Source organism: Streptomyces sp. PsTaAH-124, assembly GCF_000373685.1.
GTDB classification, from domain to species: Bacteria; Actinomycetota; Actinomycetes; order Streptomycetales; family Streptomycetaceae; genus Streptomyces; species Streptomyces andamanensis.
Genome location: NZ_KB892166.1, coordinates 54,315 through 67,789, shown reverse-complemented (window position 1 = coordinate 67,789; position 13,475 = coordinate 54,315). Strand labels below are relative to the sequence as shown.

Here is a 13,475-nt window from a genome sequence, read left to right as displayed (position 1 = left end):
GTTCGCAACACGCCACTATCATCGAACGGTGCATGTGCCTGACGGATTCATCAACGCTCCCACGTCCGCTGTCACCGGAGTCATCGCCGCCGGTGCCGTAGCGGTGAGCCTGCGCGGCGCGCGCCGGGAACTCGACGAGCGGACCGCACCGCTCGCCGGCCTGGTCGCCGCGTTCATCTTCGCGGTGCAGATGCTCAACTTCCCGGTCGCCGCAGGAACCAGCGGCCACCTCCTGGGCGGGGCGCTGGCCGCGATACTCGTGGGCCCCTACACCGGGGTCCTGTGCGTCTGCGTGGTCCTGCTCATGCAGGGCATCCTCTTCGCCGACGGCGGCCTGACCGCGCTCGGCGTCAACATCACCGACATGGCGATCGTCACCACGGTCGTCGCCTACGCGGTCTTCCGCGGCCTGGTGAAGGTGCTGCCGCGCCGCCGCCGCTCGGTCACGGTCGCCTCCTTCGTCGCCGCGCTGCTCTCCGTCCCGGCCGCCTCCGTCGCCTTCACGCTGATCTACGCGGTCGGCGGCACCACCGACGTGGCCATCGGCAAGGTCGCCACCGCCATGATCGGCGTGCATGTCCTCATCGGCATCGGCGAGGCCGCGATCACCGCGCTCACGGTGGGCGCCGTCATCGCCGTACGCCCCGACCTGGTGTACGGCGCGCGCGGTCTGGAGCAGCGGCTGAAGCTGCGGGTCGGCGGCGAACTGGTCGACGCCCCCGCCGCCGGACCGGCCCCCGTCCCGGCCGCCGCCGCCACCGCGCGGCCGCACCGCAAGCTGTGGATCACCGGCCTGGTGACCTCGCTGGTGCTGGCCGGTTTCGTCAGCTTCTACGCCTCCGCCAGCCCCGACGGCCTGGAGAAGGTCGCCCACGACAAGGGCATCGACCAGAAGGAGGAGGCGCACGCCTCCGCCGACTCCCCGCTCGCCGACTACGGCGTGAAGGACATCTCCGACGCCCGGCTCTCCGGCGGTCTCGCCGGGGTGATCGGCGTCGGCGTGACCATCGCCGTGGGCAGCGGTGTCTTCTGGGTCGTGCGCAGGCGCCGTACGGCCGGATCCGAGACACCGCCCTCCCAGGCAGCGGCCTGACGTGGGAGCGGGCCACGCGCACCGGCTCTACCGGCACGGGCACTCCCCCGTGCACGGGCTGCCGCCGCACACCAAGCTCGCCGCGGTCTTCGCGTTCGTGGTGGTCGTGGTGTCCACCCCGCGCGAGGCGGTGTGGGCGTTCGTGCTGTACGCGGTGCTGCTGGCCGGCACCGCCGCCGTGGCCCGCGTGCCCGCCGGGTTCCTGCTCAAGCGGCTGCTGATCGAGATCCCGTTCGTGGCGTTCGCGGTGCTGATGCCGTTCGTCGCCGAGGGCGAGCGGGTGCACGTCCTCGGGCTCTCGCTGAGCGTGAACGGCCTGTGGGGCGCGTGGAACGTGCTGGCCAAGGGCACCCTCGGCGTCGCCGCCTCGGTCCTGCTGGCGAGCACCACCGAACTGCGCGAACTGCTGCTGGGCCTGCAACGCCTGAAGCTCCCGCCGCTGCTGGTGCAGATCGCCTCCTTCATGATCCGCTACGGCGATGTGATCACCGACGAGATGCGGCGCATGCGCATCGCCCGCGAGTCGCGCGGCTTCGAGGCGAGCGGCGTCCGGCACTGGGGCGTGCTCGCCAAGTCGGCCGGCGCGCTGTTCATCCGCTCCTACGAGCGCGGCGAGCGCGTCCACCTGGCGATGGTGAGCCGCGGCTACGCCGGTTCGATGCCGGTCATCGACGAGGCGACCGCCTCCCGGGCCCAGTGGTCGTACGCGCTGGCCCTCCCCGGTGCGGCGCTCGCCATCTGTCTGCTGGGATGGACCCTGTGACTACGCCTTCGACGCCGCCCTCCCTGGAGGTCTCCGGCCTCGCCTTCGCCTATCCGGACGGCCACCAGGCCCTGTTCGGCGTGGACTTCGCCGTCGCCCGCGGGGAGCGGGTGGCGCTGCTCGGTCCGAACGGCGCCGGGAAGACCACGCTGGTGCTGCATCTCAACGGCATCCTGAGCGGCGGCGCGGGCACGGTGACGGTGGCCGGGCTGCCGGTCGGCAAGCGGCACATGGCCGAGATCCGGCAGAAGGTCGGGATCGTCTTCCAGGACCCGGACGACCAGTTGTTCATGCCGACCGTGCGCGAGGACGTCGCGTTCGGTCCGGCGGCGGCCGGGCTGAAGGGGCCCGAGCTGGAGCAGCGGGTGCGCACCGCCCTGGAGCGGGTCGGCATGGCGGAGTTCGCCGACCGGCCCCCGCACCACCTCTCCTTCGGCCAGCGCCGCCGGGTCGCGGTGGCCACCGTGCTCGCCATGGAGCCGGAGATCCTGGTCCTGGACGAACCGTCCTCCAACCTGGACCCGGCCTCCCGCCGCGAACTGGCCGACATCCTGCGCGCGTTGGACGTGACCGTCCTCATGGTCACGCACGACCTCCCGTACGCGCTGGAGCTGTGCCCGCGCGCGCTGATCCTCAGCGACGGCGTGATCGCGGCCGACGGACCGACCGGGGATCTCCTGTCCGACGAGGACCTGATGCGCGCCCACCGGCTGGAACTGCCCTTCGGCTTCGACCCGCGCGCGGCCTCGGCCCCCAGGGGCTGAGGCCACCCCCGAGGAATCGCAGGCACCGCCTCTGTGTTGCACTCACTGTCGCAGGCTGCGGACGGATACGAGTGACGAGTGGCAGGAGTACGGGTGTGGACGTGGACGTGAGCGGTGCGGTGGCCGAGGGCTTCGGACCGGTCGGGGACGCGTTCGCCGAGAACTTCGCCGTACGCGGTGAGCGGGGCGCGGCCCTCGCGGTGTACCGGGACGGGCACAAGGTCGTCGACCTGTGGGCCGGGAGCCGGGACGTCGACGGGGACCCGCGGGACGCGCCCTGGGAGCAGGGCACCGCACAGATAGTGCGCTCCGCGACCAAGGGCGTCGCCGCCGCGGCCCTCCTGCTCCTCCACCAGCGCGGCGAACTCGACCTCGACGCACCGGTGGGCGCCTACTGGCCCGAGTACAAGGCGGCGGGCAAGGACCGGACCACGGTGGGGCAGGCGCTCGCCCACCGCGCGGGCGTCCCGGTCCTGGACCGGCCGCTCACCCCCGCCGAGGCCGCCGACCCGGACCTGGGCGCCCAGGCGGTCGCCGCGCAGGCCCCGGTGTGGGAGCCGGGCAGCGGCCACGGCTACCACGCGCAGACGTACAGCTGGCTGACCGGCGAGCTGGTGCGGCGGGTGACGGGCGAGCCGATCGGCGCCTGGATCGCCCGGGAGATCGCCGCTCCGGTGGGCGCCGACCTGTGGGTCGGGCTGCCCGCCGCCGAGGCCGGGCGCGCGGGCCGGGTCGGACCGGTCACGGCACCCGAGTCCCCGGGCGGGCTGCGGCTGCGGCCCAAGCGCGCGGTCGCCGACGCCTACGCGGACCCCGGCTCGCTGACCCGGCGCGCCTTCGGCGCGATCACCCCGCTGCCCGACGAGAACGACGCCGCCTACCGCGCGGCGGCCCTGCCCGCGTCCAACGGCATCGCCACCGCCGACGGCCTGGCCCGCTTCTACGCCGCGCTGATCGGCGAGGTGGACGGCGGCCGGCGGCTGTTCGAGCCCGGCACGCTGGAGCTGGCCCGCGCCGAGCGCTCCGCGGGCCCTGACCGGGTGCTGGTGGTGGGCACCCGGTTCGGCCTCGGGTACATGCTGCACGGCGGCGCGTCCCCGCTGCTCGGCCCCGGTTCCTTCGGTCACCCGGGCCGCGGCGGCGCCCTCGGCTTCGCCGACCCGGAGACCGGCACCGCCTTCGGCTACGTCACCAACGGCTTCCGCAGCAGCGTGACGGCGGACCCGCGCGCGCAGGCGCTCGTCCGGGCGGTCCGGACGGCACTGGCGCGACCGGCCTGACGCGACCGGCCGGACGCGCCCCGCCCGACGCGACCCTTCAGACGTGTCAGACGTGGATCGGCTGGGAGGTGCGGCCCGAGGCGCTGTCGATCTCCTCGTGCGCCTTCGTGAGCAGCTCCATGGCGAGTTCGTTGAGGGCGCGCGCCCCGGCGATCTCCTCGCCGACCCGCGGCTGGTCGGAGTCGGTACGGTGCCTGCTGGCCCGCCCATGGCCCCGGACCTCGCTGCCGTCGGGCAACCGCACCATCGCCGCCGCCCGCGTGTGCTGGCCGTCCTCCCGGAACTCCAGCTCCACATGCCATCCCACGGCTGTCTTCATCATGACCATCACCTCCGGGAACACCTCCTTCCAGGGTGCTCCCTCCCGGGGCGGTACGCAGCACCAGCCGCCCGGCGGGCGGCTAACCCGCGTGCAGCATCAGGCCGATGCCCACGACCAGCAGGCCCGCCGCCGCGATCCGGGGTGCGCCGAAGCGCTCCTTGAAGAAGACGGCGCCGATGGCCGCGCCGACCAGGATGGAGGACTCGCGCAGCGCGGAGACGGGGGCGAGGTCGGCGCGGGTCTGCGCCCACAGGACCATGCCGTACGCCGTCACGGACAGCGCGGCGCCGAGCAGGCCGAGGGCGGCGTGGGGGCGCAGCAGGGCCGCGGTGCGGCCGCGCCAGCGGGCGAGGGCGTACACCGGGACGGCCACGCCCTCGATGACCATGAGCCAGGCGATGTAGCCGAGGGACGTCCCGGAGGCGCGGACGCCCAGGCCGTCCACGACCGTGTACGCGGCGATGGACAGGCCGGTCGCGAGCGCGGCGCCGACCGCCGTCCAGTTCGGGCGGCGTCCGCGCAGCCCCCACAGCGCGACCCCGGTCAGCCCCGCGCAGGACAGCGCGATGCCGCCGGTCACCCAGAGGTCCGGGACCTCGTGGGCGAAGACGGCGGCCAGGACCGTGACGACGAGCGGTGCCGTGCCCCGGGCGATCGGGTAGGTCTGCCCGAAGTCACCGAGCCGGAAGGACGTCATCAGCAGCACGTAGTAGACGACGTGCAGCACCGCCGATATGCCGAGGTACGGCCACGCGCCCGCCGCCGGGAAGGCCGCGAACGGCGCCAGCGCCACGCCGATCAGCACCCCGCCGCCGGAGATCAGGGTGAACCCGACGAGCTTGTCGGGGATGCGGTGCGCGAGGGCGTTCCAGCAGGCGTGGGTGACGGCGGCCAGCAGGACGGCCGCGGTGACCAGCGGCGTCACGAAGCGCGCTCGCGCACGTCCACGAGGACGGCCCCGGCCCGCTCGACCAGCTCCTTCGGGGCCATCGGGAAGACGGTGTGCGGGGTGCCCGCGGCGGCCCAGACCGTGTCGTGCTCCAGCAGCGAGCGGTCGGCCAGCACCCGGGTCCGCGTCCGATGTCCGAAGGGCGGCACCCCGCCGATGGCGTACCCGGTGGTCTCCCGTACGACGTCGGCCTTGGCGCGGGTGACCTTCTGGGCGCCCAGTTCCGCGCGGACGCGTTCCACGTCCACGCGGGAGGCGCCGTCCATGAGGACGAGCACCGGCACGCCGTCCGCCGCGAAGATCAGCGACTTGCAGATCTGGCTCAGTTCGCAGCCGACCGCCGCCGCGGCCTCGGCGGCGGTGCGGGTGGCCTCGGGGAAGTGCCGCACCCGCCCGGCCAGCTCGTCGAGCCCCAGCTCACGCAGGGCCGCGACGAATCGCGGGTGGACGTCGAAGGCGCCGTTCGTCATCGTCATGCCCGGCACGCTAGCGGTGCCCGCCCGCTCCCCGCGAAGTCATTCCCCGACGTACGCCACGAACTCCGCCCAGGAAGCGGGCGCGACCGCGAGGCGCGACGTCTCCGGGCGCTTGGAGTCACGTACGTGGACCGTGGCGGGGGTGGTGGCGACCTCGACGCAGTCGCCGGGCTCGCCGCTGCTGCTGTAGCTGCTCTTGAACCAGTGGAGTTGCAGCGTGCTCATAGTCTCCCCAGCGCTTGCTCGATGAAGGCTTGCGACTCCCTCGGGGTGAGAGCCTGCGCCCTGATCATGCTATAGCGCAATTCCAGGATGCGAAGATCCTTGGGATGTTCTACCGGACGCCCGTTGAAGGCGCCGTCAGAGCGCCCGATCGCAGTGCCGTCAGCGAACTTGAGGACTTCGATCAGGCCCTGGGTTCCCGCGTGGTCCTCCCGATTGGTCGGCATCACTTGAAGCGTGACGTGACGCAACCGGGTCAGCTCCAGGAGGTGTTCGAGCTGCCGCTTCAGCATTGCAGCCCCGCCGTAGGGGCGTTCCAGCGTCACCTGCTCCTGGATGAACGCAAGCGTAGGGGCGGGATCCCGCTCGAAGACGCCCTTACGCGCGGCGCGGGCAGCGGTCTCCCGCTCTATGACACTCTCGGGCAGCGCGGGCTGAGTCATCTCGAACAGGGTCCGCGCGTACTCCGGTGTCTGGAGCAGGCCATGGATGTTGTGGTTGCTGTAAAGCAGCATCTCCACGGCCTTGTCCTCCAGCTCCTTCAGCCGACGTACCTTCTTCGGATACCGCGCCTTCCGCATGTCCTCCATGAACGCCCGCAGATGCCCCTGCGCCCGCAGTACCTGGTCCGCGCGGTCCAGGAACTCCGGGCGGGGGATCCGCGTCCCGTGTTCCATCTTGCGGATCATGTCCTCGCCGTAGCCGGTGATCTCCGCCAGGTCCGCCGGGCGCATGCCCGCCGACTCGCGGCACACCTTGAGCAGCCGCCCCACCGCCTGGACCACCGGCTCGATCTCGTCGCCGGGTTCGACGTCCCAACCCGCCTCGTCCACACCTTCGTTCACGTCCCACCTCCGGTCGCAGCCCTACCCGTACAACGCCGGGGACGGCCCGGACAGCACGGGACAGACCCCGGACAGAACGAAGAGGGCGCGGCCCCCGCAGGAAGCCGCGCCCTCGTCCACGTATCCGGTCAGGCCAGGGCCGGTTCCCGGTCGGTGTCCGGGTCGCGGCGGGCGTCGTGGGCACGCAGGCCCTCGCCCTCGACGTCCACGTTGGGCAGGGCGCGGTCCAGCCACTTCGGCAGCCACCAGGCGCGGCGGCCGAGGAGGGCGAGGACCGCAGGGACGATGGCCATGCGGACGACGAACGCGTCGAAGAAGACCGCGACGGCCAGGCCGAAGCCGATCATCTTGATCATCGACTCGCTGGAGCCGATGAACCCGGAGAAGACGGCGATCATGATGACCGCGGCGGCCGTGACGACGCGCGCGCCGTGCCGGAAGCCGGTCACCACGGCCTGCCGGGGCTGCTCGCCGTGGACGTACGCCTCCCGCATCCGGGTCACGAGGAAGACCTCGTAGTCCATGGCGAGGCCGAAGACGACGCCCACCATGAAGATCGGCATCATCGACATGACCGGGCCGGTCTCCTCCACGCCCATCAGGCCGGACAGCCAGCCCCACTGGAAGACCGCGACGACCGCGCCGAGCGCCGCCATCACCGACAGCAGGAAGCCGAGCGCCGCCTTCAGCGGGACCAGGACGGAGCGGAACACCACGATCAGCAGCAGGAAGGCGAGGCCGACGACCAGCGCCAGATACGGGAACAGGGCGTCGTTCAGCTTCTGCGAGACGTCGATGTTCATCGCCGTGGAGCCGGTGACCAGTACCTCGGCGTCCGTTGTGGCCTTGATGCCGCTGCCCGCGTCGCGGATGGCGTGCACCAGGTCCTCGGTGGTGGAGGAGGACGGCTTGGAGTTCGGGACGACGGTGATCGTCGCGGTGTCGCCGGCCTTGTTGGGCTGGGCCGGGGTCACCGTCACGACGTCCTTGAGACCCTTGATGCTGTCGGTCACCTCGGTGAAGGCGGCCTTGGCGTCACCGCTCTTCTTGGCGTCCACGACGACCATCAGCGGGCCGTTGAAGCCGGGCCCGAAGCCCTCGGAGAGGAGGTCGTAGGCGCGGCGCTGGGTGGTGGACACCGGCTGGGAGCCGTCGTCCGGGAGGCCCAGTTCGAGGGAGGTGGCGGGCACCGCGGCCACGCCCAGGCCGACCACGCCGAGCAGCAGCACGGCGACGGGACGGCGCACCACGAACCGCGCCCAGCGGGTGCCCATGTTGTCGCGGGCCGGCTGCTGCGCCTTCTGCGCGGCCTGCGCCTTCTTCGCGGCCCGGCCGCCGCCCAGCAGCCTGCTCTTCTCGCCGGTCGGCTTGATCCTGCGGCCGGCGTAGCCGAGCAGTGCGGGGATCATGGTGAGCGCGATCAGGACGGCGACGACGACCGTGCCGGCCGCGGCGATGCCCATCTTCGTCAGCATCGGGATGTTGACGACGGAGAGGCCGACCAGGGCGATGACGACGGTGAGTCCGGCGAAGACCACGGCGGAGCCCGCGGTGCCGGTGGCCCGGCCCGCCGCCTCCTCGCGGCTGTGGCCCTCGGCGAGTTCCGTGCGGTAGCGGGAGACGATGAACAGGGCGTAGTCGATGCCGACCGCGAGGCCGATCATCGAGGCGAGGATCGAGGTGGTGCTGCCCAGGTCGAGGGCGCTGGCGAGCGCGGTGACCGTGGAGACGCCGATGCCGACACCGATGATCGCGGTCAGCAGCGGCAGTCCGGCCGCCAGCAGCGAGCCGAAGGTGATGACGAGCACGACGGCGGCGATGGCGATGCCGATGACCTCGGTGGCCCCGGTCTCGGGCGCGGCGCTGAGCGCGTCACCGCCGATCTCCACGGTCAGCCCGGCGTCCCGCGCGTGCTGCGCGGCGTCCTTGAGCGCGGTGCGCGAGGAGTCCTCCAGCTCCATGCCGGAGACCTTGTACTTCACCGAGGTGTAGGCGACGGTGCCGTCCTTGCTGACGGCGTTGCCGGTGTAGGGGTCGGCGGCGGAGACGACCTCGGAGCCGTCCGACAGCTCCTTGACGGTCTTCTCGACGGTCGCCTTGTTCCCGGCGTCGGTCATCTTCCCGTTGCCGGGCGCCTTGAACACCACGCGGGCGGTGGCCCCGTCGGCGCTCGCCCCGGGGAAGCGCTGCTCCAGCAGGTCGAAGGCCTTCTGCGCCTCGGTGCCGGGGATCGAGAAGGACGTGTTGCCCGCGGGGGGCGCGGAGGCGGCGCCGACACCGGCGAGGGTCAGCAGCGCCACCCATATCAGCGCGACGAAGTGCCGTCGCCTGAAGGCGAGGCGTCCAAGTTTGTACAGGAACGTGGCCACGTGGGCGTACTCCCGGTCAGGTCGTTGGGTGGATCAGGGCAGGGGTCATCAGCCCGACGACGTGAGCGGTGACGTCAGAAGGTGGGCTTGCTGGGGAGGAGGAGAGCTACTGAGGTGCCTGGGGAGGGCGGTTCAGGAGGTGGTGGGCACGCCGAGGGCGGGGAGCACCACGGCGTCGATGTACGACCGCAGGAAGTCCTGGGTCGGCGGCTGGTCCTCGATCAGCGCCCGGACGACGAAGCCGCCGGCCAGCATGTGCACCACGAAGTCCAGCGCCGGGCAGTCCGGACGGATCTCGCCCCGGTCGACGGCCCGCTGGAGCAGCCGCTTGAACTCGGCCATCTCCGGTTCGATCAACTGCTCCCGGAAGGCCTGTCTGAGGTCCGGGTTGGAGTGCATCGCCATGGCCAGGCCCCGCATCAGCGCGGAGTTCTGCTCCATGGTGCAGTCGTCCTCACGGCTCGTCAGCGCGTGCAGGTCGCCGCGGAGCGTGCCGGTGTCGGTGCCCTCCAGCTTCCCGGGCTTGCCGTGCCGCACGGCCCGCACGACCAGTTCGGCCTTGCCGCCCCACTGGCGGTAGAGCGTGGCCTTGCTGGAGCGCGTACGGGCGGCCACGGCGTCCATGGTGAGGGCGTCGTAACCGACCTCGCGGAGCAGGTCGAGGACGGCCGCGTACAGCTCGGCCTCGCGCTCGGGCGTGATCCGGCTCCGGCGCACCGCCGTCATCTCGGTCATCCCGTCCGCCTTCCCGCCGCACACGACACGGATTCGTACGACACGAATGTAGCGCACCCACCTATCGAAACGAAACAGTTTCGTACGTGGGTTGGGTCACTTCTGTCGGATCCCCGTAAAGGAGCCCCCTGAAAGAGCCCCCTGAGTGCTCCCCCTGGAGAAGCCCCTGCGCGCTCCGGAGTGCTCTCGCCGCGGTGCTCCGGTTGCCCCGCCCGGCACCCCGGCGAAGCATGGAGGAGGTGAGCTATCTGCGTATGCCGCACCTCAGCGGCGACCTGCTGTGCTTCGTGGCCGAGGACGACCTGTGGCTGGCGCCGCTGGACGGTGCGGAACGGGCCTGGCGGCTCACCGTGGACCGCACCAAGACCGGCCATCCCCGCTTCTCCCCCGACGGCCGCCACCTCGCCTGCACCAGCTGGCGCAGCCTGGCACCCGAGATCCATCTGGTCCCGGTGGACGGCGGGCCCGCCCGGCAGCTGACCTACTGGGGCAGCTCCGACACCCAGGTGTGCGGCTGGACACCGCCCGAGGAGGACGGGCACAGCGAGATCCTCGCCGTCACCTCGCACGGCGAGCCGTTCTCCTACTTCACCTCGGCCTACAAGGTCGCCACCGACGGCTCCCCCGGCCGCAAACTGCCCTGGGGACCGGTCGCCGACATCCAGGCCGCCGAGACCGGCGGCGAGCGCAGGACCCTGCTGCTGACCGGCACCCCGCCCCACGAACCCGCCTCCTGGAAGCGCTACCGCGGCGGGGCCACCGGCCGCCTCTGGCTGCACGGACAGCGGCTGCTGCCCGATCTGAACGGCCATCTGGCCTGCCCGATGTTCGTCGGCGACCGGATCGCCTTCCTCTCCGACCACGAGGGCGTCGGCAACCTCTACTCCTGCGCCCACGACGGCTCCGACCTGCGCCGCCACACCGACCACGACGCCTTCTACGCCCGGCACGCCGCCGGGGACGGGCGGCGCGTGGTGTACCAGTGCGCGGGCGACCTGTGGATCGTGGACGACCTCTCCCCCGACTCGGTGCCGCGCCGCCTGGACGTACGGCTCAGCGGGCCGCGCGCGGGACGCCGCCGCCACCCCGTCCCGGCCGCCCAGAACCTGGACGGCCTCTCCGTGGACGAGACCGGCCGGGCCAGCGCGGTCGTCGTCCGCGGCTCCCTGTACTGGCTCACCCACCGCGACGGCCCCGCGCGCACCCTCACCGACACGCCCGGCGTCCGCGTCCGGCTCCCGGAGATGCTCGGCTCCGGCGGCCGGATCGCCTACGTCACCGACGCGGGCGGCGAGGACGCCGTGGAGATCGCCCAGCTGCCGCGCGCCACCGGGCCCCGGCCGCCGCGCCGGATCGCCCAGGGCGAGCTGGGCCGGGTGCTGGAGATGGCCGCCGACCCCGAGGGCGAACGGCTCGCGCTGGCCGCGCACGACGGACGGCTGCTGCTGCTCGACGTGACGGAGGAAGTCGGCGCAGACGGCGCAGACGGCGCAGGCGGTGAGAGCGGAGCGGGCGGCACCGGGACCGCCGACAGCGGGGCCGAGGCGCAGGGCGGCGGGGAGAACGGCGCGCGGGACCAGGCGGCCCCGGCCCCCCGCGGCACCGTCACCGAACTCGTCCGCTCCGTGAACGGCCCCGTGCGCGACCTCGCGTTCTCCCCGGACGGCGCCTGGCTGACCTGGTCGCAGCCGGGGATCGGCCGGACCCTGCGCCAGATCAGGCTGGCCCGCATCAAGGACGGCCTGGTCATCGACGTCACCGACGGCCGCTTCGAGGACGAGAACCCCGTCTTCACCCGGGACGGCCGCTATCTGGCCTTCCTGTCCTGGCGCGGCTTCGACCCGGTCTACGACGTGCACACCGGCGACCTGTCCTTCCCGCTCGGCTGCAAGCCCTACCTGGTCCCGCTGTCCTCCGCGACGCCCTCCCCCTTCGCGCTGAACCCGGAGGGGCGCCCGGCGGCGGGCGGCCTGGACCCGGTGGAGGACGAGGAGAACGGCGAGCCCGGCGCGGTCACCGTCGAGGTGGAGGGCCTGGAGAGCCGGGTGACGCCGTTCCCGGTCATCGCCTCCAAGTACTCGGCGCTCGCCCCGGTCGCGGGCGGCGGCCTGGTCTGGCAGCGCTGGCCGATCTCCGGCGCGCTCGGGGAGACGTTCGCCAACCCGGACGACACGACCGGCAGGCCCACCCTGGAGTACTTCCACATCAGCAAGGCGAAGAAGTCCGAACTCGTCGCCCACCTCGACTGGTTCGCGGTCAGCGGCGACGGCACCCGGCTGGTCGTGGTCGACGAGAACGAGCTGCGCGCGGTGCCCGCCACCGAGCCCGGCGACAGCGACACCACGACCTGGATCGACCTGCGCCGCATCCTGCACGTCGTCGACCCGGGCGCCGAGTGGCGCCAGGCGTACGAGGAGGCCGGGCGGCTGATCCGGGCGTACTTCTGGGAGCCGCGGATGTGCGGCATCGACTGGGACGGGGTGCTCGCCCAGTACCGGCCGCTGGTCGAACGGGTCGCCTCCCCCGACGAGTTCGCCGATCTGCTGCGCGAGGTGCTGGGCGAGCTGGGCACCTCCCACGCCTATGTCGCCGCCGCCCGCCGCAACGAGGGCCCCGCGCACTACCAGCGCTGGCAGGGCCTGCTCGGCGCCGACCTGGTGCCGCGCGAGGAGGGCTGGACGGTCCGCCGGATCCTGCCCGGCGACTCCTCCGACTCGCGCGCCCGCTCGCCGCTGGCCGGCACCGGCATCCGCGCGGGCGCCGTGCTGACCCATGTCGACGGACGGCCGGTCGACCCGGTGACGGGCCCCTGGCCGCTGCTGGCCGGGTCCGGCGGTACGACGGTGGAGCTGACGTTCTCGCCCGCGGGCGGCCAGGGACCGGCCCGCCGGGTGGCGATCGTCCCGCTGGTCGACGACCGGCCGCTGCGCTACCAGGACTGGGTCGCCAAACGCCGGGCGGTCACCCGCGAGTTGAGCGACGGCAGGTGCGGCTATCTGCACATCCCCGACCTGGGCGGCTCCGGCTGGGCGCAGTTCAACCGGGACGTACGCATGGAGATGTCCCGACCCGCGCTCATCGTGGACGTACGCGGCAACGCGGGCGGCAACATCAGCGAACTGGTCATCGAGAAGCTGACCCGGACCATCCTGGGCTGGGACCTGACCCGCGACGCCCAGCCGGTCTCGTACACCTCCAACGCGCCGCGCGGCCCGATCGTGGCCCTCGCGGACGAGGCGACCAGCTCGGACGGCGACATGATCACGGCCGCGATCAGGCTGCTGGAGCTGGGTCCGGTGGTCGGCCAGCGCACCTGGGGCGGCGTGGTCGGCATGACCGGGCGGCACCGGCTCGGCGACGGCACGGTGATCACGGTGCCGATGAACGCGGCCTGGTTCGACGCGTACGGCTGGTCCGTGGAGAACCACGGCGTCGAGCCCGACATCGAGGCGCTGCGCACCCCGCTGGACTGGGCCGAGGGGCGGCACGTCGAGATGGACCGGGCCATCGAACTGGCCCTGGAACTCCTGGCGTCGCACCCGGCCGCGACCCCGCCCGGCTACGGCGGCGTGCCCGACCTCGCCCGTCCGAAGCTGCCGCCGCGGCCGGACTGAGGGCCCGGCGGCCGCATGGGGTGCCCCGGCGGACGGGACACCC

Annotated in this window: 12 protein-coding genes; 5 read left to right on the top strand and 7 right to left on the bottom strand. The window is 72.8% G+C overall.

From position 1 onward, the window contains the following. Positions 1–28: 28 nt before the first annotated feature. The 4 genes from B086_RS0113165 to B086_RS0113150 all read left to right on the top strand — a co-directional run bounded on the left by B086_RS0113165 (position 29) and on the right by B086_RS0113150 (position 3,900). Complete coding sequence (locus tag B086_RS0113165) at positions 29–1,093, top strand: energy-coupling factor ABC transporter permease (RefSeq protein ID WP_086024210.1); 1,065 nt, start codon at positions 29–31, stop codon at positions 1,091–1,093. A gap of 1 nt (position 1,094) precedes the next feature. Next, complete coding sequence (gene cbiQ / locus B086_RS0113160; protein ID WP_018566879.1) at positions 1,095–1,856, top strand: cobalt ECF transporter T component CbiQ; 762 nt, start codon at positions 1,095–1,097, stop codon at positions 1,854–1,856. Continuing rightward, a complete protein-coding gene (locus tag B086_RS0113155) occupies positions 1,844–2,620 on the top strand; it encodes an energy-coupling factor ABC transporter ATP-binding protein (protein WP_026252379.1) in 777 nt (258 codons plus the stop codon). The genes cbiQ and B086_RS0113155 overlap by 13 nt, the downstream gene beginning before the upstream one ends. Before the next feature lie 101 nt (positions 2,621–2,721). Then, complete coding sequence (locus tag B086_RS0113150) at positions 2,722–3,900, top strand: serine hydrolase domain-containing protein (protein WP_026252378.1); 1,179 nt, start codon at positions 2,722–2,724, stop codon at positions 3,898–3,900. Positions 3,901–3,946: 46 nt separating this feature from the next. Here the strand turns inward: B086_RS0113150 and B086_RS0113145 are convergent, their stop codons facing one another. The 7 genes from B086_RS0113145 to B086_RS0113115 form a co-directional block, all read right to left on the bottom strand. Next, the gene (locus tag B086_RS0113145) at positions 3,947–4,222 is read right to left on the bottom strand and encodes a DUF1876 domain-containing protein (RefSeq protein ID WP_026252377.1); all 276 of its coding nucleotides are present in this window, start codon (positions 4,220–4,222) and stop codon (positions 3,947–3,949) included. Between the two features lie 79 nt (positions 4,223–4,301). Further along, entirely contained in the window at positions 4,302–5,147 is an 846-nt protein-coding gene (locus B086_RS0113140; RefSeq protein ID WP_018566875.1) for a DMT family transporter, read from the bottom strand. Then, a complete protein-coding gene (locus tag B086_RS0113135) occupies positions 5,144–5,647 on the bottom strand; it encodes a YbaK/EbsC family protein (RefSeq protein WP_018566874.1) in 504 nt (167 codons plus the stop codon). The genes B086_RS0113140 and B086_RS0113135 overlap by 4 nt, the downstream gene beginning before the upstream one ends. A 39-nt stretch (positions 5,648–5,686) precedes the next feature. After that, the gene (locus B086_RS0113130; RefSeq protein WP_018566873.1) at positions 5,687–5,872 is read right to left on the bottom strand and encodes a DUF397 domain-containing protein; all 186 of its coding nucleotides are present in this window, start codon (positions 5,870–5,872) and stop codon (positions 5,687–5,689) included. Beyond that, entirely contained in the window at positions 5,869–6,714 is an 846-nt protein-coding gene (locus B086_RS0113125) for a helix-turn-helix domain-containing protein (RefSeq protein WP_026252376.1), read from the bottom strand. Before B086_RS0113125 ends, B086_RS0113130 begins: the two co-directional genes overlap by 4 nt. Positions 6,715–6,842: 128 nt before the next feature. Continuing rightward, positions 6,843–9,083 (bottom strand): MMPL family transporter, encoded by a 2,241-nt coding sequence (locus tag B086_RS0113120; RefSeq protein ID WP_018566871.1) that lies wholly within the window; start codon positions 9,081–9,083, stop codon positions 6,843–6,845. 132 nt (positions 9,084–9,215) lie between these two features. Further along, entirely contained in the window at positions 9,216–9,818 is a 603-nt protein-coding gene (locus B086_RS0113115) for a TetR/AcrR family transcriptional regulator (protein WP_018566870.1), read from the bottom strand. Positions 9,819–10,057: 239 nt separating this feature from the next. On the opposite strand from B086_RS0113115, the gene B086_RS0113110 reads away from it, so the two are divergent. Next, on the top strand, positions 10,058–13,432 hold the full coding sequence (locus B086_RS0113110) for a S41 family peptidase (RefSeq protein WP_026252375.1): 3,375 nt from the start codon (positions 10,058–10,060) through the stop codon (positions 13,430–13,432). Positions 13,433–13,475: the final 43 nt, after the last annotated feature.

Bases quoted from the DNA above. Each gene is read 5' to 3' on its own strand.
- B086_RS0113155 (WP_026252379.1), top strand. From the start codon at position 1,844: ATGGACCCTGTGACTACGCCTTCGACGCCGCCCTCCCTGGAGGTCTCC.
- B086_RS0113145 (WP_026252377.1), bottom strand. From the start codon at position 4,222: ATGATGAAGACAGCCGTGGGATGGCATGTGGAGCTGGAGTTCCGGGAG.
- B086_RS0113135 (WP_018566874.1), bottom strand. From the start codon at position 5,647: ATGACGATGACGAACGGCGCCTTCGACGTCCACCCGCGATTCGTCGCG.
- B086_RS0113130 (WP_018566873.1), bottom strand. From the start codon at position 5,872: ATGAGCACGCTGCAACTCCACTGGTTCAAGAGCAGCTACAGCAGCAGC.
- B086_RS0113115 (WP_018566870.1), bottom strand. From the start codon at position 9,818: ATGACCGAGATGACGGCGGTGCGCCGGAGCCGGATCACGCCCGAGCGC.